Origin of the sequence: Curtobacterium sp. MMLR14_006 (assembly GCF_001864985.1) — a bacterium.
GTDB lineage: Bacteria > Actinomycetota > Actinomycetes > Actinomycetales > Microbacteriaceae > Curtobacterium.
This window is the reverse complement of the sequence record NZ_MJGU01000021.1, coordinates 125281-148499: the sequence shown is the minus strand read 5'-3', so window position 1 is coordinate 148499 and position 23219 is coordinate 125281. Positions and strand designations below refer to the sequence as shown.

16 protein-coding genes are annotated in these 23219 nt (G+C 73.2%); 5 read left to right on the top strand and 11 right to left on the bottom strand.

Going from position 1 to position 23219, the window contains the following annotated elements; all coding sequences use genetic code 11:
• Window positions 1–37: 37 nt before the first annotated feature.
• Window positions 38–2209: a S9 family peptidase gene (locus BIU94_RS08700; RefSeq protein WP_071257464.1), complete on the top strand. Its 2172-nt coding sequence runs from the start codon at window positions 38–40 to the stop codon at window positions 2207–2209.
• A gap of 136 nt (window positions 2210–2345) precedes the next feature.
• Here BIU94_RS08700 and BIU94_RS08695 read toward each other — a convergent pair whose 3' ends face one another.
• Genes BIU94_RS08695 through BIU94_RS08685 form a run of 3 tightly spaced genes read right to left on the bottom strand, consistent with a single transcriptional unit; the run spans window position 2346 to window position 5034 of the window.
• Window positions 2346–3875: a CYTH domain-containing protein gene (locus BIU94_RS08695; protein ID WP_071257460.1), complete on the bottom strand. Its 1530-nt coding sequence runs from the start codon at window positions 3873–3875 to the stop codon at window positions 2346–2348.
• The gene (locus tag BIU94_RS08690; protein WP_071257457.1) at window positions 3872–4711 is read right to left on the bottom strand and encodes a hypothetical protein; all 840 of its coding nucleotides are present in this window, start codon (window positions 4709–4711) and stop codon (window positions 3872–3874) included. The genes BIU94_RS08695 and BIU94_RS08690 overlap by 4 nt, the downstream gene beginning before the upstream one ends.
• Window positions 4708–5034 (bottom strand): PadR family transcriptional regulator, encoded by a 327-nt coding sequence (locus BIU94_RS08685; protein ID WP_071257454.1) that lies wholly within the window; start codon window positions 5032–5034, stop codon window positions 4708–4710. The genes BIU94_RS08690 and BIU94_RS08685 overlap by 4 nt, the downstream gene beginning before the upstream one ends.
• A gap of 66 nt (window positions 5035–5100) precedes the next feature.
• Here BIU94_RS08685 and BIU94_RS08680 point away from each other — a divergent pair, with 66 nt between their 5' ends.
• Window positions 5101–5373 (top strand): mycoredoxin, encoded by a 273-nt coding sequence (locus BIU94_RS08680; protein WP_071257451.1) that lies wholly within the window; start codon window positions 5101–5103, stop codon window positions 5371–5373.
• A 128-nt stretch (window positions 5374–5501) separates the two neighbouring features.
• On the opposite strand, the gene BIU94_RS08675 is transcribed toward BIU94_RS08680, so the two are convergent.
• Entirely contained in the window at window positions 5502–7628 is a 2127-nt protein-coding gene (locus BIU94_RS08675; protein WP_071257447.1) for a DEAD/DEAH box helicase, read from the bottom strand.
• Between the two features lie 933 nt (window positions 7629–8561).
• Entirely contained in the window at window positions 8562–9806 is a 1245-nt protein-coding gene (locus BIU94_RS08670) for a phosphotransferase enzyme family protein (protein ID WP_139196359.1), read from the bottom strand.
• A gap of 80 nt (window positions 9807–9886) precedes the next feature.
• Here BIU94_RS08670 and BIU94_RS08665 point away from each other — a divergent pair, with 80 nt between their 5' ends.
• Window positions 9887–10948 (top strand): aromatic acid exporter family protein, encoded by a 1062-nt coding sequence (locus tag BIU94_RS08665; protein ID WP_071257441.1) that lies wholly within the window; start codon window positions 9887–9889, stop codon window positions 10946–10948.
• A gap of 188 nt (window positions 10949–11136) precedes the next feature.
• On the opposite strand, the gene BIU94_RS08660 is transcribed toward BIU94_RS08665, so the two are convergent.
• Entirely contained in the window at window positions 11137–11463 is a 327-nt protein-coding gene (locus BIU94_RS08660; protein ID WP_071257438.1) for a hypothetical protein, read from the bottom strand.
• A 202-nt stretch (window positions 11464–11665) separates the two neighbouring features.
• On the opposite strand from BIU94_RS08660, the gene BIU94_RS08655 reads away from it, so the two are divergent.
• Both BIU94_RS08655 and BIU94_RS08650 read left to right on the top strand, forming a co-directional pair.
• Window positions 11666–12343 carry a response regulator transcription factor gene (locus BIU94_RS08655; RefSeq protein ID WP_071257435.1) on the top strand — a complete coding sequence of 226 codons (678 nt, stop codon included), beginning with the start codon at window positions 11666–11668 and terminating at the stop codon, window positions 12341–12343.
• Window positions 12340–13824 carry a cell wall metabolism sensor histidine kinase WalK gene (locus BIU94_RS08650; protein WP_071257431.1) on the top strand — a complete coding sequence of 495 codons (1485 nt, stop codon included), beginning with the start codon at window positions 12340–12342 and terminating at the stop codon, window positions 13822–13824. The genes BIU94_RS08655 and BIU94_RS08650 overlap by 4 nt, the downstream gene beginning before the upstream one ends.
• A gap of 6 nt (window positions 13825–13830) precedes the next feature.
• Here BIU94_RS08650 and BIU94_RS08645 read toward each other — a convergent pair whose 3' ends face one another.
• The 5 genes from BIU94_RS08645 to BIU94_RS08625 form a co-directional block, all read right to left on the bottom strand.
• Complete coding sequence (locus BIU94_RS08645; protein WP_071257428.1) at window positions 13831–17244, bottom strand: error-prone DNA polymerase; 3414 nt, start codon at window positions 17242–17244, stop codon at window positions 13831–13833.
• A gap of 22 nt (window positions 17245–17266) precedes the next feature.
• Entirely contained in the window at window positions 17267–18895 is a 1629-nt protein-coding gene (locus BIU94_RS08640) for a DNA polymerase Y family protein (RefSeq protein ID WP_083404695.1), read from the bottom strand.
• Entirely contained in the window at window positions 18892–19716 is an 825-nt protein-coding gene (locus BIU94_RS08635; RefSeq protein ID WP_175472101.1) for a hypothetical protein, read from the bottom strand. The genes BIU94_RS08640 and BIU94_RS08635 overlap by 4 nt, the downstream gene beginning before the upstream one ends.
• Before the next feature lie 237 nt (window positions 19717–19953).
• Entirely contained in the window at window positions 19954–22224 is a 2271-nt protein-coding gene (locus tag BIU94_RS17810; RefSeq protein WP_071257425.1) for an Ig-like domain-containing protein, read from the bottom strand.
• 62 nt (window positions 22225–22286) lie between these two features.
• A partial coding sequence (locus BIU94_RS08625; protein ID WP_139196361.1) for an anthranilate synthase component I family protein occupies window positions 22287–23219 on the bottom strand: 933 nt, incomplete at its 5' end.

Below are 23219 nucleotides of genomic sequence, written 5' to 3'. Positions count from 1 at the left end.
CAGGGCCTGCGTCAGGGCACTCGAATAGGGTGGGACGGTGAGCAGCGAGCACACCCAGGCCACCCCGCCCAGCGCCGCCAAGCGGCCCGTCACGCGGACCCACCACGGCATCGACTTCGTCGACGACTACGAGTGGCTGCGGGACAAGGAGTCCCCCGACACCCTCGCCTACCTCGAGGCCGAGAACGCGCACACCGCCGCCGCGACCGACCACCTCGCAGCGCTGCGCGACCGCGTCTTCGACGAGGTGAAGAGCCGCGTGCAGGAGACCGACCTCTCGGTCCCGGTGCGCATGGGCGACTGGTGGTACTTCACCCGCACCGCCGAGGGCAGCCAGTACGGCGTGCACTGCCGCGCGCCGATCGCCGGCCCCGACGACTGGACCCCGCCCGCCGTCCCCGAGGGCGAGTCGACGCTCCCCGGCGAGCAGGTCGTCCTCGACGGCAACGCCCTGGCCGACGGCCACGAGTTCTTCTCGCTCGGCACCTACGACATCAGCGACGACGGCACCCGACTCGTCTACGGCATCGACGTCGAGGGCGACGAGCGGTACACCCTGCACGTGCGCGACCTTGCCTCGGGCACCGACCTCGGCGACGCGATCCCGAACACCGGGGCGGGCGCGACGTTCGACCCGGCCGGCCGCTACGTCTTCTACCCCACGGTCGACGAGTCCTGGCGTCCCGACAAGATCTGGCGGCACGCGGTCGGTACCGCCGCCACCGAGGACGTCCTGGTGTTCGAGGAGCCCGACGACCGCTACTGGGTCGGGGTCGGCGTGACCCGGTCCTCGCAGTACATCGTCATCGAGCTCGGCTCGAAGATCACGTCCGAGGCGCACGTCCTCGACGCCGCCGACCCGACCGGTGAGTTCCAGGTCGTCTGGCCCCGCCGCGAGGGCGTCGAGTACGAGATCGAGCACGCCATCGTCGGCGGCAGCGACCGGTTCCTGGTGCTGCACAACGACGGTGCCGAGAACTTCGAGCTCGTCGACGTCCCCGCCGACGACCCGACCTCGGACCGCGACCGCCGCGTCGTCGTCGCGCACCACAGCGAACGTCGCATCGAGTCGGTCGACGCCTTCGCCGGCCACCTCGCGCTCGAGTACCGCTCCGAGGCACTCCCCCGCATCGCGATCATCCCGATCGAGGGCGACGGCTACGGCGACGCGCACGAGGTCCCGTTCGACGAGGCACTCTTCTCGGCCGGTCTCGGCGGCAACCCCGAGTGGGAGCAGCCGACCCTGCGCATCGGGTACACGTCGTTCGTCACCCCGTCCGAGGTGAGCGACCTCGACCTGGCGACGGGCGAGGTCACCGTCCTCAAGCGGCAGCCCGTGCTCGGCGGGTACGACCCCGCCGACTACGTGCAGGAGCGCGACTGGGCGACCGCCGCGGACGGCACCCGGATCCCGGTGTCGCTCGTGTGGCGCCGCGACGCCGTCGACGAGGGCACGCCCGCCCCGCTGCACCTGTACGGCTACGGCTCGTACGAGCACTCGATCGACCCCGGCTTCAGCGTCATGCGCCTGTCGATGCTCGACCGCGGCGTCGTGTTCGCCGTCGCCCACGTGCGCGGCGGTGGCGAGATGGGCCGGCACTGGTACGAGAACGGCAAGACCCTGACGAAGAAGAACACGTTCACCGACTTCGTCGCGGTCGCCGAGCACCTGATCGAGTCCGGCCGGACGAGCGCGGACCGGCTCGTGGCCGAGGGCGGCAGCGCGGGTGGGCTCCTGATGGGCGCGGTCGCCAACCTCGCGCCCGAGCGGTTCGCCGGCATCCTGGCCGCAGTGCCGTTCGTCGATGCCCTGACGAGCATCCTCGACCCGGACCTGCCGCTCACCGTCATCGAGTGGGACGAGTGGGGTGACCCGCTGCACGACGCCGAGGTCTACCGCTACATGAGCGAGTACACCCCGTACGAGAACGTCCGCGACGACGTGCAGTACCCGCAGATCCTCGCGGTGACCTCGATCAACGACACCCGCGTGCTCTACGTCGAGCCGGCGAAGTGGACGGCCAAGCTGCGCGAGGTCGGGGCACCGGTGCTGCTGAAGACGGAGATGTCCGCCGGCCACGGCGGCGTCAGCGGTCGCTACGCGTCGTGGAAGGAGCGGGCGTTCGAGCTCGCCTGGCTCCTCGACGTGCTCGGGCTGGCGGACGAGACGCCCGCGGCGGCGTCGGCGAGCCCGATCGCCGCCGGCTGAGCATGCTCCGTCGCACTCCGTGAGCAGAAGAGGTCGGGTCCGGACGTGGGACCCGACCTCTTCTGCTCACCGAGCGAGCGCAGCGCACGCGCCACGCACCACGCAGCGCACGCACCGTACGCGGCGCGCAGCGCGCTCACACGCGGTTGAGCGCGTGCACCGCCTCGTCGTAGGACTCGTCCGCCAGGCGCACCCGGTCGCCGGCGAGGACGCCGTAGCCGAACGTGCCCTCGCCCCCGCGCTCCGCGATCGCCGCGTTCGTCCGCAGCGTGTCGAGGGCGTGCAGGGAGCGCACCCGCTCGGTGAGCACGTCGGCCGCGGTGCCGATGCGCTTCCAGAGCGCGTGCGGGAAGGCGTCGTCGCCGAGCACGTCCATCGCGAGCCGGGCCCGCATCGTGGCCTGCCAGGCGGCTTCGGTCGTGGCGCGGTCGGCGGCCTCGCGCTCGGCGGCGGTGTCCGAGACGTCGTCGGCCACGGCGGCCTGCACGAGCTCGCGGACGTGCGGCTTGACGACGGCGACGACGTCCTGCGCGGCCTTCTTCGGCGAGCGGAGGGACCACTCCGTCGGCGCGGGGCGCTCCACCGCGTCGTCGAGGGCGTCGAGCAGTTCGAGGAAGGGCTCGCCGTGCAGCGAGGCGACGACGTCCCGCACGGCCTGGTCGCGGCGTTCCCGGGTGGAGGCGAGGATGCGCTCGCGGGTCATCGCGTCGATGAGGTCGTCCTGCGCGGGGGTGGACGCACGCGGCAGGCGGTCGATGAGGTACTCGGCCAGCGCGGCGCGCGCGGTGACGGCGGCGAGGTCGTCGGCGGCCTGGGCGGCGCGGTCGACGGCGTCGCCGTCGGGGAACGCCGGGCGGTACGAGTCGAGGATCGCGGCGATCTCGAGGGTGGTCGCGGCCGTCTGCCGGAGGTCGGCGGTGTCGCCGGAGCGGAGCCGGGCCTCCTGGCCGAGCAGGGCGGTGCGCAGTTTCCGCAGCCGCTTCGCGAGGACGCGCGCGGTCGTGCCCTTGTCCGGCTTCTCCTCGGTGCGGAGGCGCGGTGCCGGTGCGCCGGCGAGCCCGCGTGCCAGCTTGGACGCGACGGCGGCGGGGCCGGCACCGACGGCCGCGAAGCGTCCGTCGAGTGCCGCGAAGAGCTCGTGCGCGACCTGGGCGTCGACGCCCGGGACCGTCTCGACCTCGACCTCGCGCCAGGTGCGCGGGGTCTCGGGCGCTTCGTCGTCGAGCCGCTGGGCCGTGACCTGGTCGTCGGCGAGTTCTGCGACCTGGTCGCCGTCCTCGTCGAGGAGCCGGGTGACGGTGCGGGTCGTCGTGATGCGGACGACGGGGCGCAGGCCGCGGCCGCGACGCTCGGTGAACAGGGCGGCCAGGACCTCGGTCGGCACGGTGTCGGCGTCGTCGGTCAGCGGGAAGTGCTGCTCGTGCCGCACCGTGTCCGACTCGGAGCGCTTGATGTGCCATCCGGCGTCCGGGCCCCCGGTGCGGCGGCGGACCGTCACCCGCGATGCCACGAGGTCGTAGCGCTCGGTGTCCCAGTAGGTCGCGTCGAGCTCGAACGGCTCCTGGTGCTCGGTGCGGATGATGCCACCCGCCCCGACGAGGTCGGGCAGCGCACCGCCCGTCGGCAGGTCGTAGGTGCGCTCGATCTCGAGGTGTGTGTCGCTCACACGCTCTTGTCTACCAGGGCTTCACCGTGCGGCTCGACCACCACCGGGGCATCCGTGGAGAACCGCGAGGCCACCACCCCGGCGACGACGGCGACGAGGAACGGGACGAGCTGCCCGGCCCACCACACGAGGGTCATGACCGAGTAGGACAGCCCGACGGCGATCACCGCGTTCGCGAGCGGGGTGACCACGACGGTGGCGACCAACGGCAGGACGAGCAGCGAGAGCGTCCACAGTGGGCGGCGGAGCGTCACGAGCCAGGCCGCGAGGAACCCGGCGGCGACGAGCCCGACCTGCAGCGACCCGTACCCGGGCACGTGCAGCGTCCCGTCGGTGACCGCCCACCAGACGGCGGCGACGGCGAGTGTCGCGATCACTCCGAGGCCACGACGCCGACGCGGGACGCCGGACGCCAGCAGGAGGCTCGTCGCGACGGCGAGGCCCGGCACCACCGCCATCCCGACGCCGACCAGGTCGAACACCGGACGCGCCTCGGGCAGGCCGTTGTACCGCTGCAGGAGTGCGAGGACGCCGGCGGCGACCACGAAGGACAGCACGGCGAGTGCGATGAGCACGGGGATCGTGCGGATGGTGTGCGGCGCGGCGCGGACGGGCGTGGGCAGTGTGGTCATCGAGTCCCCCCAGGACGATCGGTGCGGTGCGCGTCGGTGGAACAGCGCGGTGGTCAGGGCGCCGAAGGCGAGTGCGGTCGGCGACAGGTCGAGTTCGCGGGCGTCGCGGACGTCGGCGGTCCACTGCTCGCGTCGTGCAGCGCGGTGCGTTGCGGGCGAGGCCGCCAGGGCCGCTCCCAGCAGCACCCGGTCGAGTGCGCTCACGGGGTCACCGGCCGGCTCGACGGCCGGGCAGCCCGGGTGGACACTGCGGCCGCGGGGCGGGCGGCGACGAGCTCCCGCGCGGCGACGACGCCGTCCGCGGTGAACTCGTACAACCGCCGGCGCGGGCCGGGGCGGTCGGCGTCGTCGTCCCACGACGACGCCACCCACCCCTGTCGCTCGAGCCGCTCGAGGATCGGGTACACGGTGCCGGCCTGCCTGCCGGTCGCCTTGATGACGAGCAGCCCCCAGGTCGGACCGTCCCCGGCGAGCAGTGCCTCGAGCACGTCGAGCGTGGGGGCGGTCACGCGTCGGATCGGTTCCATGCAGTGAACCTACCTATGTAGAACAAGCGCCGCAAGCCCCTCAGGAGAAGGGGTTAGCCTGCTGCCATGAGCGACACGATCACCCGCGAGCAGTTCACCCCCGACGCCGGCGGGGTCACGATGTTCACGACGAGCTGGTGCGGCTACTGCGCCCGGCTGAAGAACCAGATGTCGAAGGCCGGCGTGCCCTTCACCGAGGTCGACATCGAGCAGACGCCGGGCACGGCCGAGCTCGTCGCCGAGGTCAACGGCGGCAACCAGACCGTCCCGACCCTGGTGTTCCCGGACGGCAGCACCGCGACGAACCCGTCGCTCGCCGAGGTGCAGTCCCGCATCTGAGCGGCGGAGCCCCGCACGACACGAGTCCGTCCGGACCGCGTGATCGCGTGGTCCGGACGGACTTCGGTCGTGCGAGACGAATGCGCGACGCGCGACGCGCGCCGCCCCCGCACCGCGCGACGCGCGCGCTAGCCCCCGAGCGCCTCGGTCAGCAGCGCGACCATCGCGTCGAGCTGGATGTCGCCGGAGTCGACGACCTCTTCGTCGGAACCGTCGAGCGCGCGGGCGGCCAGGGACGCCTTCGAGTCGATGAGCTCGGCGATCTTCGTGTCGATCGTCTGCGCGGCGATGATGCGCCACGCGGTGACGGGCTCTTCCTGCCCGATGCGGTGCACGCGGTCGATCGCCTGGGTCTGCTCGGCGCTCGTCCACGACAGCTCGGCGAGCACGACGTTCGACGACACCTGCAGGTTGAGGCCGACGCCCGCCGCGGTGAGCGAGCAGACGATGACGGCGACGTCGGGGTCGTTCACGAACGCGTCGATCTCGGCCGTGCGCTGCGTCGGGGTCTGGTCGCCGCGGATCGTGGCGGTGCGCAGGCCCCGGCGAGCGAAGACCTCTTCCGCCTGGTCCATCACGTCGAGGTGCTTCGCGAAGAACACGACCTTGCCGACGTTCGAGGCGAGCTGCGCCGCGTAGTCGGCCGCGAGCTGCGCCTTGGCGCGACCGATGCGGCGGACCATCGAGAACACGTTCTCGCCGGTCGACGAGGCGTCCTGGTCCTCGAGCTCCCAGCGCGCGACCTGCCGGACGAGCTTGTGGTCGATGCCGACGACCGGGTCCTGCCCGGTGCGGGCGTCGAGCGCCTGGTGGTAGCGGCGGACGAGCTTCGCGGTGAGCTCGCGCTCGGCGTCGCGGATGGAGCGGCCCTCGTCACCGTCGAGCTCGACGGGGATGTCGGCGATCCGGCGGGCCGGGATGTCCGCGGCGACGTCGACCTTGCGGCGTCGGACGATGCCCTGGTCGATGACGGCGCGGCGGGCCTCGACGAAGAACCCGGGGTCGGCCGGGGTCAGGCCGATCTCCTCGAGCTCGTTCATGAGCTTCGCGCGCGGCTTCTTGTCGTCGATCCAGCCGAGGTACTCCCAGATGGTGCGGAAGTCCTCGACCGAGTTGATGAGCGGCGTACCGGTCAGCGCCATGAGCAGCGGCGCGGCGGTGCGCTGCCGGATGCGGTCGGCGATCTGCAGCACGAACCGGGCGCGCTGCGAGTCCTTGTTCTTGATGAAGTGCGCCTCGTCGACGACCATGCCCTTGAACCCGAAGTTCCCGAGCCAGCCGGCGTGCCGGTCGAGGATCTCGTAGTTCACGATGACGATGTCGGCGAACCCGTCGAGGTCGTTGCCGTCCCCGTGGATGACCGTCGCGCGGTGGTTCGGCACCCAGCGTTCGGCTTCGCGGGCCCAGTTCGTCTTGACGACGTTCGGCACGACGACGAGCAGCGGGAACGCGTTCGCGGCGTCGGCGGCGAGCAGCGACTGCGCCGTCTTGCCGAGGCCCGGCTCGTCGGCGAGCAGGAACGTCCGGTGCCCCTGCGACGCGGCGGCCACGAGTTCGGCCTGGTGCTTCATGAGCGTGGTGCCCGAGCGCGAGTGCAGCGACGTCGGCTCCGGCAGCGGCATCGACGCCGCTCCCCCGCCCGCGCCGTACTCGAACGACTTGAACAGCGGGCCGAACAGCTCCCAGTTCGCCAGGCGACGCGGGTGCGCGACGGGCTGGTCGGCGAGGGCGAAGTCCGGGGCCATGAAGGGGTTCGCGAGCTGGCGCTGCACGACGGCCTGCGGCACGACCGCGCGCACCGGCGTCTCGACGACGGGCGCCGGTTCCGCCGCGATCACGAGGTCCTCCGGCTGCAGCTCCATGCCGCCGGCGATCATCATGTCGCGCTTCACCGCGCGGGTCGCCTCGGAGACCTGCACCTCTTCGGCGAGGAGCTGGATGACGCTGGTGTCCCGCGCCGCCGTCTTCGCGAGGATCGTCGCCACGCCGTCGAGCCGCTTGAGCTGCTCGGCGCGCTGCGCGTCGGTGAGGTCGGTGTCCGCCTTCACCCGCGCGCGCTCCTCGCGCATGAGCAGGGCGACGGCCTGGAACTTCGTCCGGTTCGACGCCTTGAGCGGTCCGCGCTGCGCCGCCGCCTCGACCTCGCGCACTGCGCGGGCGAGGACGGGGATCACGCCGTCGTTGTCCAGCGGCCGGGTGCGACGTGACGCGGTCCGCGTCCCGCCGGCAGCTCGCCGGGTGCCTGATCGAGCCAACGCTCCTCCTGTTCCGCCCGTTCGTGCGGGCGAGCCGCCCGAGGGCGGGAAGTCCTGCACCGGCGCCCGTCGCGGCTCCGGTGTCTCCGCGGGCCACCGTGGCCCGCCAGTACGCCGGTCCCCGCATCGGGACGTCCGGTGGACTCCCGCGGGCCGTTCCACCGCGAGCGCCTGCTCAGCGCCGGGTGCGACGGTCCGCGCCGGGATCCGGCGTCGTCACACGCACGCGACGCCTCCACGAGGCGGTCACGGCCCGGTCCCCGCGTCGGTCAAGTGACCGACGGCTGCGTCCGGGATCGACGCGGCACGCGGGAACGCGGTGCGTGCGCCGTCAGTTTACTCCCGGACCCCCGACGGAGGCGACTGGCGCGCCACCCGCGCGCGTCGCACCCCGGTCTGTCGCGATCACTCCGCGAGAGCGACAGCTTCCCGCGAACGTTCCGCGTGCGCCTGTCGCGTTCGCGCCAGAGTCACCTGACGTCGGACGGGAGGCCCGTGTCGGCCCCGCCCCGAGCCTCCCGACCGCCACCGGTCGCGACCACCCCGCGAAGGCGACAGATTCCCGCGAACGTTCCGCGTGCGCCTGTCGCGTTCGCGCCAGAGTCCCCTGACGTCGGACGGGAGGCCCGTGTCGGCCCCGCCCCGAGCCTCCCGACCGCCACCGGTCGCGACCACCCCGCGAAGGCGACAGATTCCCGCGAACGTTCCGCGTGCGCCTGTCGCGTTCGCGACAGAGTCCCCCGACGTCGGACGGGAGGCCCGTATCGGCCCCGCCCCGCGCCTCCCGACCGCCACCCGTCGCGACCACCCCGCGAAGGCGACAGCTTCCCGCGAACGTTCCGCGTGCGCCTGTCGCGTTCGCGCCAGAGTCCCCCGCCACCGGACGCGACCACCCCGCGGAAGCGACACCTTCCCGCTGCCGTTCCGCGCGGGTCAGACGCGCGGTGCGGACCGCGGTCTGACCGTGCCGCCCGACGGCAGGACCGGGGTCGCCTCGGCCAGGGCCGCTCGGGTGGCGGCCAGGAGCTGCTCGGCGGTCTGGATCCCGTTCGCCGAACCCGTGGTCGCCTGACCACCGGCGTGGGCGAGCAGCTGCGCGCCGATGGCGGGTCCGATGCGGTCGGACTCCCGCGGGTTGCGGGCCACCCAGTCGCGGGCGATCGCATCGGCGAGGCGTTCGGCGGCGGCCCCGCGGTCGGCGTCGCCGCGCGAGCGGTGCCAGAGACCCGTGACCACGAGGTGCGCGACGACCGCACCGATGTCCCGCACAGGGAAGCCCCAGCCGGCGGTGTCGATGTCGAGCAGGCCGGAGATCCGCCACGGCTCGTCCTCGTCGACGAAGACCTGTTCGAGGTGCAGGTCCCCGTGCACGACCTGCTTCGTGGCGTTCGTCCACCCGATCGACCGGCGTCCGATGGCGTCGTACAGGCGGTCGATCTCATCCGCGTCCTGCGGCAGCGCGGTGACGAGGGTGCGACGGTGCCAGTCGGCGTGGTCCATCGCGTCGGCGCGGGCCTGCTGCGTCACCGGGACGGTCGCCACCCGACCGCTCAGGGCGGCGAGCGACGCGACGAAGCGCGGGTCGTCGGCGATGTCGAGGATGCGGCTGCCAGCCGGCACACCGCGGATCCGTTCGAGCACCAGGAGCCCGTCACCGCGGCTCGACAACACCCGCGGGACCGGCAGCCCCGCTGCGACGAACTGCTCGTGCGACTCGACGATCGGCGCGACGCGGTGCGGCCGGACGACCTTGAGGAAGACGGTGCGCTCCGGGGCGTCCACCCGGACGACGGCGCGTTTGCCGGGTCGGTAGGCCGCGACGCTGAGCACCGGGTCGGTGACGGGCATGCCGAGCGTCGTGAGCAGCTCGGCCACAGCGTCGCGGTAGGTCACCTGCGCGAGCACCGGCAGCCCCGGGTCGTTCGGGTAGGCCCACACCGAGACCGGCTCGCCCGTCGTCGGGTCGGTGACGATGGCGCTGTTCTGGTCGTGCGTGCCGCCGGTGTCGACGTAGGTCAGGACCGTGGCCGGCTGGCCGTTCCGGTCGACGGTGTCGACCTCGTAGCCGTACAGGTAGCCGTTGCCGGAGGGCTCGACCGAGTGCGCCCGCGCGGCCACCACGGAGGTCCCGGAGCCGGCGAAGGCCTGCGGGATGACGCGCTCATGGTTGGGCCACACGACCACAGTCAACCGTGTCCGGGCGTTTTCGTCGCGTTCGTGCACGGCTCGGCGTGCGGGCCGTGGCTAGCGTGGTCCGTGTGAACCCGGTCGCGCGCCTCCGCAGCTCCAGTCGCACGCCGTTCCTGCAGGTCGTGAAGACCGCCGTCGCGGTGGTCGCCGCGGTGTTGCTCTGTCGGCTCGTCATCGACGGGCCGTTCCCGACCTTCGCCGCGATCGCCGCCCTGCTCGTGGTCCAACCGAGCATCAACCAGTCGTTCGTCAAGGGCCTGGAACGGAGCGCCGGGGTCGTCCTCGGCGTCGTGCTCGCGACCGGCTTCCACCTGCTCTTCGGCGATGCGGTCTGGGTGGTGCTGCTCGTCATCGTGCTCGCGATCCTCATCGCGTGGGCCCTGCGGCTGACCCCGACGTCGGCGACCCAGGTCGGCATCAGCGGCATGCTCGTGCTCACCGCCGGGGTCGTCACACCGAACTACTCGGCGGACCGGATCCTCGAGACCGTGATCGGCGCGGTCGTCGCCCTGGTGGTGAACGCCCTCATCGTGCCCCCGGTCCTGCTCGAACCCGCCCACCTGGCCGTCGCACGCCTGGCCCGGGACACCGCTGCGGCGTTCGAACGCGTCGCCATCGGACTGACCGAGGGGTGGGACCACGACCGCTGGCACGAGGCCCTGGTGCGGGCCCGCGCCCTGCGGCAGCAGCACGCGAAGGCCGAGGCGTCGCTGAACGCCGCACGGGAGTCGCTGACGATGAACCCGCGCGGCGGCCGCCACCGGACGATCCTCGACCGCGACGTCGTCATCGCCGAGCACCTGCGGGTGCTCGTGACCCGGGTCACCGGCATGACCCGCGCGATCCGGGACACCACCGCTCCGGACCTGCGCGCAGACCCCGTCGTCGGCGGCATCGCCACCGAGGTCGCCCGGATCGGGGCCGATGTCCGGGCGCTCAGTGCCCGCGTCGAGTCGACGAGGCTCGACCCCTCCACCGCTGCCGCGGACCCGGTGCCCGAGGCGGCCGAACCGGCGCTCACCGCTCCGCTCGAGGTGGTCCGCCCGAACTCACGGCACTGGGTGCTCATCGGCGCTCTGCTCGAGGACATCCGGCGCGTGCGCGAGGAACTGCTCGGCGAGGACGACTGAGCCGGACCGGTCGTGCGCCGGCCGGTCGGTCGGCCCGCCCGGTCGGTCCGACCGGGCGGCGTGCGCGGGCCGCGCTGCTCAGCCGGTCGTGTGCGGAGGTTGCTCCGCCCGGCCGGTCGTGTGCGGGTCGTTGCTCAGCCGGTCGTGCGGAGGTTGCTCTGCCCGGCCGGTCGTGTGCGGGTCGCTGCTCAGCCGGTCGTGTGCTGGCCGCTCGTCGCCCGGGCCGCCGCTGCCGCGGTCTGCACGACGTCGCCCCAGATGACGGCGGCCGGGACGGCGTCGTCCGAGCCGGGCAGCCCGGCACCGGCGTAGCGGTCGATCTCGGCGACGACGGCCTCGGGACCGACCGCGCGGGCCGCGCGGCTCGCGACGTCCGGCACCGCGGTGCGCAGCTCCGCCACGACGCGGTCGCGCGGGGCGTCCTCGAGGTCGCCGAGCGTGCCGATGCCCTTCCACGCGGCGTCGAGCTCTGCTCGCAGCCGCGCCATGGCCGGGTGGTCGGTCGAGTGGTCCATGGTGCTCCCCCAGTGCAGCGGCCGACGCTTCGGGTCACGTCCACCGCTGCGCGAGCCTAGCAACGAAGGGTCTTCGGCCTCACGACCCACGAACGTGGGACAGACCGTTCCGCCCGCTGCTGAGACGAGATTCAGCGACTTCGGCCCGGAGAGCGGACCCGGGGACCGGTTCGATGCCACGATGGGTCCGAGGAGGTCCACTATGCGGCTGTTGGTGGTCGAGGACGACGACGAGATGCGTGCCCTGATGGAGCGCGGTCTCGCCGCCGAGGGGTACCGCGTGACGGCGGTCGAGAACGGGGTCGAGGCGCTCATCGCCCTCGGCGAGCAGGCCTTCGACCTCGCGGTCGTGGACGTCATGATGCCGGGGATGTCGGGGTTCGAGCTCGCACGGCGCATCCGTGAGCGCGAGGACCCGGTCCGGATCCTCCTCGTCACCGCCCGCGACGCGGTGGACGACCGGGTGTTCGGACTCGACGCCGGTGCCGACGACTACCTCACCAAGCCCTTCGCCTTCGCCGAGCTCACGGCCCGCCTCCGCGCGCTCGGCCGGCGCGAGTCGGCCGGTGCGCCCCGCACGATCGAGGTCGGCGACGTCTCCATCGACTCCGAGGCCCGCCGCATCGCCATCAAGGGCCAGCGCGTCGCCGTGAGCCCCACCGAGTTCTCGCTGCTCCGACTGCTCGCCCGCTCCGCCGGCACCGTCGTCGACCGGCCGAAGATCCTCGAAGAGGTCTGGGACGGGTCGCAGCACGTGGACCCGAACGTCGTCGAGCAGTACATCTCGTACCTGCGCAAGAAGCTGACCGCGCACGAGGCGACGGTCGCCATCGCGACGGTCCGCGGCCGCGGCTACCGGCTCGACCTCATCGGGGCGTGAGCGGGTCCTCTGCCACGTCGGCGCCGGAGCCTCGGCGCCGCGGCCCGGTCCGGCCGCTCCGCCTGCTGTCCCTGCGCGCGCGGATCACGATCGGCTCGACGGCGATCGCCGCGGTCGTCATCGTCCTGCTCGTCCTGGTGATGCGCTTCCAGGTGGTGAGCGTCGTCGCGAGCGCCACCCGCACCCTGCTCGACGCCGACGCGGACCCCTACGTCGCGACGCTCGAGGTCGACAGCGACCCGGACCTGTCGCCGCCGGGCAACCTGCAGCTCGTCGCCGTGGTCTCCCCCGAGGGCGACATCGTGCTGTCGACGATGCCGAACCGGGTCGAGCGCGCCCTCGGCAGCCTCACCTCGACCGCAGCCGGCACGTCGATCATCCGGGTCTCCGGCTCGGAGTACCGCGTCGTCGTCGAGCACCCCGTCAACGAGGTCGGCCGCTGGACGGTCGTCGCCGCCCGCAACTCGCAGGCCGAGGCGATCGTCGTCGACGACCTGACCTCGACGCTCTCGCTCACCGGGGTCGCGATCCTCGTCGCCTTCGGCATCGCGTCGTGGGTCCTGGCCACCGCCGCACTGCGCCCGGTGAACCGGATGCGCCGCGAGGCCGAGCGGCTCTCCGTCGCCCCGGAGCGCGCCGAGCTGCCCGTCGGACCGGCCCAGGACGAGCTCGCCTCGCTCGCGACGACGCTCAACGCGTTCCTGGCCCGGACCCGCCAGGCCACCGAACGGGAGCGGCAGATGGTCTCGGACGCGAGCCACGAGCTCCGCACCCCCCTGGCCATCCTCACCACGCAGCTCGACCTGGCGTCGCTCGACGGCGACGACGCCGCCGCCCTGGCCGCGCACATCGAGCGCGCCAAGCACAGCGTCGCCCGACTGTCCCGCCTGGCGAACGACCTGCTCGCCCTGTCGCGGATCGAGGAGTCCGAACGGCGGGAGCAGGACGGCGACCGGCAGCCGGAGACCGGCTGGTCGGACCTCGGCGACGAGGTCATGGCCGCCGTGGACCGCGTCCGCCTCATCGCCTCGGCGAAGGACGTGACGGTCGACTTCGACCTCGAGGCGCCGGCGACCGGCGGCGGCACCGAGCCGCGCTACCGCATCGACACCGGTGGCATGGCGCAGCTCGTGACGAACGTGGCCGGCAACGCCGTCGCCGCACTCCCCCGCGGCGGTGGCGTCTTCGTGTCCTGGCGCAGCAGCGACGGCGAGGGCGTCCTGCAGATCACGGACGACGGGCCGGGGGTGCCGGAGTCGTTCATCCCGGTGGCCTTCGACCGGTTCACCCGTCCCGACGAGGCGCGGACCTCGCGGGCGAACCCGGACCCGACCACGGGCGCGATCCCGATGCCGGGCGGCTCCGGACTGGGACTCGCGATCGTGCGCGCGGTGGCCGAACGTGCCGGCGGGACCGCCGCCCTGCGGAACGTCCGTTCCGGTGGGCTCGAGGTCACCATCCGCCTGCCCGAGGTCGAGTAGGGCCGCTCACTGGAAGTCGCGGGACCGGGTGCGGACGGCGAGCGGCAGGTGCTCGATGCGGTCCGCCACCAGGTTCACGACGCCGTCCGGTGAGCGCTCGAGGATCCCCCGGACGACCACCGCCGGCGATTCCCGGGCCACCCGTCGGTACCGGCCCCAGACCCCGACGCTGCAGATCACGTTGACGAGCCCGGTCTCGTCCTCGACGTTCAGGAACGTGATGCCCGAGGCCGTCGCGGGTCGCTGACGGTGGGTGACGATGCCGCCCACCTCGACACGACGCCCGGTCTCGGCGGTGGCGGTGTCCTGCACGGTGAGCACGCGGCGAGCGGCGAGCCGGTCGCGGACGTGCCGCACCGGGTGGTCGTCGGTCGTCATGCCCGTCGACCACATGTCGGCGATCAGGACGTCGCCGCTGGTCATCTGCCCGAACAGCGGCGGCTGCACCACGACCTGTGTGTCCGGCAGCTGGTCCGGACGCTCGGCCGCGGCCTGCGCCGCCGACCACATCGCCCCGCGACGGTCGATGTCGAACGGCGCGAAGGCGTCCGCCGCGGCGAGGGCCTCGAGCTGCGCCGTGGTCAGCCCCACCCGGCGGGCCAGGTCGGACATGTCGGTGTACGGGCCGTGCGCGTCGCGTTCGGCGACGATCTTCTCGGCGGTCTTCCGGCTGAGCGACGCGACCTCGGCGAGTCCGAGCCGCACCGCGAAGGCGCCGTCGCGACGGTGCTCGGCCGTGTCGTCCGGGAGCGCCTTGTCGAATGGCAGCACCGGCGGCTGCTCGGTGGCGAGGCAGGCGTCCTGCCCGGTGGGCTGCGCGGAATCGTCGGACAGCGGTTCGAGCGTCGCGTCCACCCCGGAGCGCAGGATGTCCGGGCGGAGCACCTGCACGCCGTGCCGTCGGGCGTCGGCGACCAGGGTCTGCGGCGAGTAGAAGCCCATCGGCTGTGCCCGCAGCAGGGCCGCCAGGAACGCTCCCGGGTAGTGCAGGCGTATCCAGGCGCTCGCGTAGACGATGAGGGCGAAGCTGATCGAGTGGCTCTCCGCGAAGCCGAAGTTCGCGAACGCCTGGATCTTGGCGTAGATCGCGTCGGCGTCCGCCCCGTGGATCCCGTTGTCCGCCATGCCCGTGTAGAGCGTGTCGCGGAGCCGGTCGATCTTCTCGTGCCCGCGCTTGGACCCCATCGCCCGCCGCAGCAGGTCGGCGTCGTCACCGGAGCAGTTGCCCACCGCGATCGCCATCTGCATGAGCTGCTCCTGGAACAGGGGCACCCCGAGCGTGCGTTCGAGCACCGGCTCGAGCGCCGGGTGCATGTACGTGATGGGTTCCTCGCCGGTGCGGCGGCGGATGTAGGGGTGCACGGCGCCGCCTTGGATCGGCCCGGGGCGCACCAGGGCGACCTCGATGACGAGGTCGTAGAAGCGTCGCGGGAGCAGCCGGGGCAGGGTGCCCATCTGTGCGCGGGACTCCACCTGGAACACCCCGACCGTGTCCGCGCGGCAGAGCTGGTCGTAGACGCCCTGCTCCTCCTTCGGGATGGAGTGCATCTCCCAGCGCTCCCCGCAGTGCTCCGCCGCCAGGTCGAACGAGTACTGCAGCGCGGCGAGCATGCCGAGGCCGAGCATGTCGAACTTCACCAGGCCCATGTAGGCGCAGTCGTCCTTGTCCCACTGCAGCACGGTGCGGCCGTCCATCCGGGCGTGCTCGATCGGCACGACCTCGCCCACCGGGCGGTCGGTGAGCACCATGCCGCCCGAGTGGATGCCGAGGTGCCGGGGGAAGCCGAGGACGTCGCTCGCGAGCCCGACGACCTCGGGCGGGATGTCGTGGTCCTGGCTCTCGGTGACCGACCCCCACCGCTCGACCTGCTTCGACCAGGCGTCCTGCTGGCCCGGGCTGTGCCCGAGCGCCTTCGCCATGTCCCGCACGGCGCCCTTCGGCCGGTAGGTGATGACGTTGGCGACCTGCGCGGCGTTGTACCGGCCGTACTTGTCGTAGACGTACTGGATGACCTCTTCGCGCCGGTCGGAGTCGAAGTCGACGTCGATGTCGGGTTCCTCGTCGCGCATCGCCGACAGGAACCGCTCGAAGGGCAGTCCGTAGCGGATGGAGTCGACGGCGGTGATCTCGAGCAGGTAGCAGACCGCCGAGTTCGCCGCGGACCCCCGCCCCTGGCAGAGGATCCCACGCCCGCGGGCGTACTGCACCATGTCGCGAACGATGAGGAAGTAGCCGGGGAAGTTCTTGTCCTCGATCACGGACAGCTCGCGCTCGATCCGTTCGCGTTTGTGGGGCTCCACCCCGTCGGCGCTGCCCGGGTAGAAGCGCCGTGCCCCCGCCCAGGTGAGCTCGCGGAGCCAGGACATCGCGGTGTGCCCGTCCGGCACGTCGATGTCGGGCAGCCCGGGCTTCGCCGTGCGCAGCCGGAACCCGAGTTCGTCGGCCAGGGTGACGGTGTTCTCGATCGCCCCCGGGTACCGCCCGAACCGACGGGTCATCTCGGCGCCGGAGCGCAGGTGCGCGGTGTCGGCCGCCGGCAGCCAGCCGTCGATCTCGTCGAGACTGCGCCGGGCGCGGACCGCAGCGAGTGCCGTCGCCACCGGGAAGCGGTCCGGGGTGGCGTAGTGGACGTTGCCGGTCGCGACCAGGGGCAGCGCGTACCGCTCGGCGAGCGTCGCCAGGGCGTCGTTCCGGGCGCTGTCGAGCGGGTCGCCGTGGTCGAGGAGCTCGACCACGACGTTGCCGGTGCCGAACCGGTCGAGCAGCACGCGCAGGGCGGTCTCGGCCGCCGACTCGCCGCCCTGCTCGAGCGCCTGCCGGACGGTGCCCTTCCGGCAGCCGGTCAGGACGCGCCAGTGGCCGTCCGCCCGCGCCGCGAGCTCGTCGAGGTCGTACCGCGGGCTGCCCTTCTCGGACCCGGCGGCGAGGTGCGCGCTCGTCACCGCGCCCGCGAGCCGGTGGTAGCCGTCCTGGCCGTCGGCGAGCAGCAGCAGGTGCGACCCCTGCGGGTCGGGCACACCGTTCTGCGGCTCGGTCAACCCCAGCGAGAGCTCGGTGCCGTAGACCGTGCCGACCGCGGGGTACGCCTCGGCGACCTCGGCCATCCGGGCAGCGCCGTAGAAGCCGTCGTGGTCGGTGAGCGCGAGGGCGTGCAGCCGCAGCCGGGCTGCTTCCTCGAACAGGTGCTCGGGCTGGCTCGCGCCGTCGAGGAAGCTGAAGGTCGAGTGCGCGTGCAGCTCGGCGTACGGCACCACGGGGGCGTCGTCGGTGTCGAGCGTCGTCGGCACGTACCGCTCGCGCTTGCGCGACCACGCGGGGCTGTCGCCGCCGTCGCCGTCGTGTGCGGTGCCGGGGCTCCGCTTGTCGGACAGGGCACGCTCGAACTGCGACCACGGGATGGCCGGGTTGCTGTAGCCCATCAGGTCCTGCTCTCGGGTCGGTTCACGTGGCGATCGCCTCCGCCCACCAGCGGTGGTCGGCGAGCACCAGGTACCAGGCGCGCCCCTCGGCGTCGACGAGCTGCAGCCGGTGCAGTCGGCGTCCGCCGGACTCCCACCAGCGCACGACGAGCGGCCACGGCCCCGCCCACGCGGAGACCGCCGAGAACCCGCCCCCGCGGTCGCCCTCGGCACGGAAGTGCTCCGGCGGGCCGGACAGCACCCCGCGCTCGTCGACGTCGACGCTCGCGCCGCCGGCGGTGACCACGTCGACCGGGCGGGGACGTTCGAGGACCGTGGCCGGTGGCGGCCCCGGCAGCCTGCCCGGCCACGGGCGGTCGCGCACGGTGGCCAGCGCGCGCTCACCACCCGCGGGCGCATCGCCCCACGGGACGAGCACCACGCGCTCCGACAGGGTGCGACCGCCGCCGATCCTGGGGCTGACGACACCGTCGTGGCCGACCATGCCCTGGATGCGGGCGAGCCCGTGGTGCACGCGTTCGTCGGGGCCGGCGCCCCACAGCCCGCGCTCGTGGTTCGCCACGTCGTCGACCGCGACGGGTTCGAGCACGACCGACGTGACCGGCGCCTCGAGCCCGGTCGGGTCGACCCCGCCGGCGAGCTGCCACCGCACCCGGTCGACCACGTCGGCGGCGTCGAACCAGCGCGGGTGCGCCCAGGTGCGTTCGAGCAGGACGTCGCGCTCGTCGACGATCCCGACCCGGATCGTCGTCGCGACGAGTCCGGCGGCCCGGAGCCGGGCGTCGAAGTCGTCGGCGGAGCGCCGGAACGCGAAGGCGATCTGGTCGGCACGGTCGAGCGGCGGCTCGAAGGACGCCTCGACCCGGAGCTCGGGCGGGACCTCGCGTGCCGCGACCTCGCGCGGATCACGGCCGCCGGCCAACCGGTGCAGGAACGCCCCTGCCACCCCGAAGCGGTCGCGGACCTGCTCGTCGCTGAGCGCCGCGAAGTCCCCCAGCGTGCCGATGCCGAGCCGGTCGAGCACGGTCGCGAGCTCGGGGTCGCCGAGGACGCCGAGGGGCAGGTCCGCGAGGAAGTCGGCCGATCCGGACACGGGCACGATCCGCACGCGTTCCCCGGGGCGGAGGGGTCGCGCGCGTGCCGCCTGCTCGGCGGCGAACGGGGTGTCCGCCACCCCCGCCCGCACCGCAGGCGCGCCGTGGTCGGCCGCGATCCCGGCGAGCGTGGCCGCCGCGGCGCGTTCGCCGCCGTAGTACCGCGCGGGACCGCGCGAGCGCAGGGCGAGGGTCCCCGGCCGCACGACCTCGACCCCCGGCACGGCTGCCTCGACCGCACGGATGACGGGTTCGAAGGCGCGGTGGTCGAGGGCGTCGTCGTAGGGCTGCACGACGAGTTCCGTGCAGCGCGCCTGCGCCTCGCGCACGCGGAGCCCCCGGACGACACCGTGCTGCCGGGCCGAGGCGGAGCTCGCGAACACGAGTCCCTTCGACACGACCGCGAAGGGTTGTTCCGGGGGCTCCCCGGCGGCGCGGGCAGCCGCGATCACCGGCCAGTCCGGGCACCAGAGCACGACGGTCCGGGTCGGGGGCGGTTCCGGCACGGCACCGCCGCGGGCGATCGCGTCGGCGCGGATGCGACCGCGGGCGATCACGACGCCACCGCCACCGGGCGCAGGACCCGCCCGTCGCCGGAACCGACCGACGGCACGGGGACCGCGGCGCGGACCGCGCCGTCCGCAGCGGGCAGCAGCAGCTCGGTGCTGGTCGGCCGCACCGCACCGGCTCGCCCGGTGGCCGTCACCGTGGCGCGGCGCTCGGTCAGGTGGCCGTGCCCCTGCCCGATGCCGCTCCACGTCGAGGACGTGACCCGGAGCGTGACGTCCGCTCCTGGCCAGGCGCCGAGCGCGACGAGCGCGCCGCCCCGCTGCCGCAGCCGGGCGGACAGCCGGGCCACGTCACCGGGGACGACCCGACCGAGCGGCCGGGTGAGGACGATCTGCGCGACGTCGGCCATCGCCGCCGTCACCGCGAGCCACTGGTCGCCCGGGTCGGGGACGAGCACGAGCCGTTCGAGGTCGATCCCCGCGGCGGCCGCGGCTTCGACCCCGAAGGACGGCACGCCCACCACCGCGCACCACGCGCCCGCCGCTGAGGCCGCCTGCAGCATGGTCATCGCGAGCAGCACCGACTCGGGCACGGCGTACGTGCCACCCACGCGGATCGCCCCGCCGGGCAGCAGCGGTTCGAGGGCCGGTGCCGTGGGCAGGCCGGCGGTGTCGACCCGGGTGGACTCCATGTCGGCGACCCGGGAGCGCAGCGACGTGATGCGGTCGAGGGCCGCGCGAGCGTCGCCGAGGTGGTCGTTCCCCCGCCGTGCACCGCCGCCGCCGCGTGCTGCACCGTTCCGCCCGCCCCGGTCGGGGACGGGCGACCGGAGTGCGGCGGCCGTCTGCATGCCCTCATATTCGAACATGTGTTCGATGATGTCAACCGCGTCCGACATCCGTGGACAGCCCTGGTCGAACACGCGTTCGACACGCCGTGGCTGTGTCGACGAAGCGCCGATGGAGTGCCGACGACGAGCTCCATCCTGCCCGGGACGGCCGACACGCGCCCCGGAAACGACAGCGCCGGGCACCCTCGTGACGAGGGTGCCCGGCGCGTCAGACGGACGGGTGCGTCAGTCGCGGGGGCGTCAGTCGCAGGGACGTCAGCCCGCAGCGACCCGGAACGTCACCTCGACCGTGGTCGGGGCAGCACCACCGGTCGGGGTCTGCGTGGTCCACAGGCGGTAGTCGCCGTTCCCGAGGTCGAAGTCGGCCGGCACGGACCACGTGCCGTCCTCGACCGTGGTCGTCGCCACCTGGCGGCTCAATCCCTTGACGACGATCAAGGCACCCTCGGCGCCCGTGCCCTCGAACACCGGACGCTTCGACGTCACCGTCGCCCCCTCGGCCGGCGCGGTCACCACCACCGGCGCGACGGCGGCGTGCCGCACGGTGAACGTCACCTCGGCCGTGGTCGGCTCCGCGCCGCCGGTCGGGGTCTGCGTGACCCAGAGACGGTAGTCACCGTCGCCGAGGTCGAAGTCGGCCGGCACCGACCACGTGCCGTCCTCGACCGTGGTCGTCGCCACCTGACGGCTCGACCCCTTCACCACGATCGTGGCACCCTCGGCACCCGTGCCTTCGAACACCGGACGCTTCGACGTCACCGTCGACCCCTCCGTCGGCCCGGTCACCACCAGCGGCGCGACGGCGGCGTGCCGCACGGTGAACGACATCTCGACCGTGGTCGGCTCCGCACCACCGGTCGGGGTCTGCGTGACCCAGAGCCGGTAGTCCCCGTTGCCCAGGTCGAAGTCGGCCGGCACCGACCACTTGCCGTCGACCACCGTGGTCGTCGCCACCTGACGGCTCGATCCCTTGACGACGATCGTGGCGCCCTCGGCACCGGTGCCCTGGAACACCGGACGCTTCGACGTCACCGTCGACCCCTCCGTCGGCCCGGTCACCACCACCGGCGCCACCGGCGCCTCGTCGTCCGAGGTGAACCCGATGTCCTGCATGACGGACGTCCGCCCGTCGCGCGTGGTCTGCGTGAACGTCAGCTCGTGCGAGCCGGCGGACAGGTCTGCCTGGGCGGACCAACTGCCGACACCCGCCTTTGCGCCCGACGCCTCGACCGAGAACAGCTCCGTCCCGTCGGCGTCGCGCGCGGTGACCGTCGCACCGGCCTCCGCCCGACCCGTGAACGTCTGCGTGCCCGGTACGAAGGAGTTCTCGTGGTCGGTCACCCCGTCGACCGACAGCAGACGCGGCAGGGCGGTCCGCTCCGAGATCTTGCCGAACTGCATGGTGGCCATGTCGATCTGCTGGTCGGTGGAGTCGGACCCGATCTGGTACGAGAACCCGCCGTCGGGGTTCGTCCCCGCGACGACACGGTCGCCGTGCAGGAACCAGATCGCGCCGGGCGCGTGCGCGTCGCCGGTGACCAGGATCTCGCCGTTCGGCAGGTTGAAGACGTCGCGGACCGTCGGAGCGGCGATGTCCGCGTCCTCAGGGGCGGCGATCAACTCGACCGGGGTGGACTTCGAGGGACCGTCGTCGGACTCCGAAGCGACCTGCGCGGTGGCTCCGACGTGCGACCCCGGGACCGTCAGCAGGAAGGCACCGTCACGGACATCGGCGGTGTACCGGTCCTCGCCGACGGTGGCGACGACCGTGCGGGTCCCCTCCCCGCCCACGGAGCCGCGCAGGAAGTACTCGCCCCGCACGCCGCGGTCGATGTCGTCCACCGTCGGCACGGCGGCGACCGACGGCAGGTAGCGGACGTCTGCGAGGACCGTCGGGATGCCGGACGGCGTCGTCTGGGTGAACGTGATCGTGTGGCTGGTGTCACCGAGGTCCGCGTCGGCCGACCAGCGCACCGACGCCGCCCGGGACGACGGCACCTCGGCGCGGAACAGCTCGGTGCCGTCCACGTCGGTCGCGGTGATGGTCGCTCCCGCGGTCGCCGTGCCGCTGAACTCGTGCTGCCCCGGCGTGAAGCTCGTCAGCTTCGTGTCGACGCCGTCGACCTGCAAGGTCCGCGGGAGCACGACCGGCTCGGAGCGCCGCGCCGTCCCGTCCACGGTGCGTTCCGCGACGATGGTCAACTCGGTGTCGCGGTACCGCTCGCCGACGGCGATCGAGAAGAACCCCATGCCCGCGGGCCAGGCGCTGACGACGGTGTCACCGTCGAGCACCTCGACGCGGTCCGAGTTCGCTGTCCCGAGCATCCGCTGCGTGCCGTTCGCCTCGGTGTCGATGCGCTGTACGACGGGTGCGGGGATCGACGCATCGGTGACGGTCGACGAAACGCGTGTGGTGGGGGACGGAGCAGGGGCCGCGACGGCGCCGGACGCGCCGATCGTGCAGCTCAGGCCGACCGCGATGACGACGCCGAGCGTCGTCAGGTGTGCTGTGCGTGGGATTGCCAAGTGTGACTCCTCGATGTGGGGACGCCGCAGAACGCGACCCGGGCATCGTAGCGCACCGTATTTCACATATTGATGGTCCAGGATGTGCTCGCACCGACCGCCCCGAGCACCGAACGCGTCTTCGTCTCGACCTCGTCCGCCTCCTGCGCCGCGTCCGATGACCACGTCACCGCTCCCCCGGCGCCGAGCGTCCGCGACCGGACGACGCCGTCGGTGTCCACGACCGTCACCAGTGTCCGGATCACCACCGAGAGGTCCACCGCCCCGCTCGCCGAGAAGTACCCGATCGCCCCGGAGTAGACGCCGCGCGGTGCACGCTCGAGCCGGTCGGCGATCGCCGTGGCGCTGGTCTTGGGTGCACCGGTCATCGACCCGGGCGGGAAGGCCGCGCGCACCACCTCCGCCCGCGACGTGCCCGTCGGTAGTTGCGCGCCGATCGTCGACACCAGCTGGTGCACGCTCGCGTAGGTCTCGACGTCGCACAACCGCTCGACGTGCACCGAGCCGGGCAGCGCCGTCCGCAGCAGGTCGTTCCGCAGCAGGTCGACGATCATCACGTTCTCGGCCCGGTCCTTCGCACTCGCCGAAAGCTCGGCCCGCACGGCCGCGTCCGCCGCGGGGTCGGCGGCGCGGCGGCGCGTGCCCTTGATCGGCTCCGCCGTCACCGCCCCGCCGGCGTCGATCCGCAGGAACCGTTCCGGCGACCGGCTCGCCACGCGCAGCGTGCCGAGCCGCAGGTAGGCGCCGAACGGCACGGGGTCCGCCGCGCGCATGCGCAGGTACTCGACCAGGTGCGGGTCCGTGCCGGGGGCGATCCGGCCCTCCCGTCCGTCCGTCAGGACGAACGTGGTGGTGAGGCACACCTGGAAGGCGTTGCCCTCGCGGATCTCGGCGCGGCACGCGTCGACCGCGTCCTCGTAGGCGGCGCGGCCCACACGGCCGGTCGCCGTCCCGGCCAGGAGGCCCGTGGGCATGTCCCCGGGACCGGCCTCCGT

Bases quoted from the DNA above. Each gene is read 5' to 3' on its own strand.
- BIU94_RS08635 (WP_175472101.1), bottom strand. From the start codon at position 19,716: ATGTTCGAATATGAGGGCATGCAGACGGCCGCCGCACTCCGGTCGCCC.
- BIU94_RS08655 (WP_071257435.1), top strand. From the start codon at position 11,666: ATGCGGCTGTTGGTGGTCGAGGACGACGACGAGATGCGTGCCCTGATG.
- BIU94_RS08685 (WP_071257454.1), bottom strand. From the start codon at position 5,034: ATGGAACCGATCCGACGCGTGACCGCCCCCACGCTCGACGTGCTCGAG.
- BIU94_RS08645 (WP_071257428.1), bottom strand. From the start codon at position 17,244: ATGGGCTACAGCAACCCGGCCATCCCGTGGTCGCAGTTCGAGCGTGCC.
- BIU94_RS08680 (WP_071257451.1), top strand. From the start codon at position 5,101: ATGAGCGACACGATCACCCGCGAGCAGTTCACCCCCGACGCCGGCGGG.
- BIU94_RS08660 (WP_071257438.1), bottom strand. From the start codon at position 11,463: ATGGACCACTCGACCGACCACCCGGCCATGGCGCGGCTGCGAGCAGAG.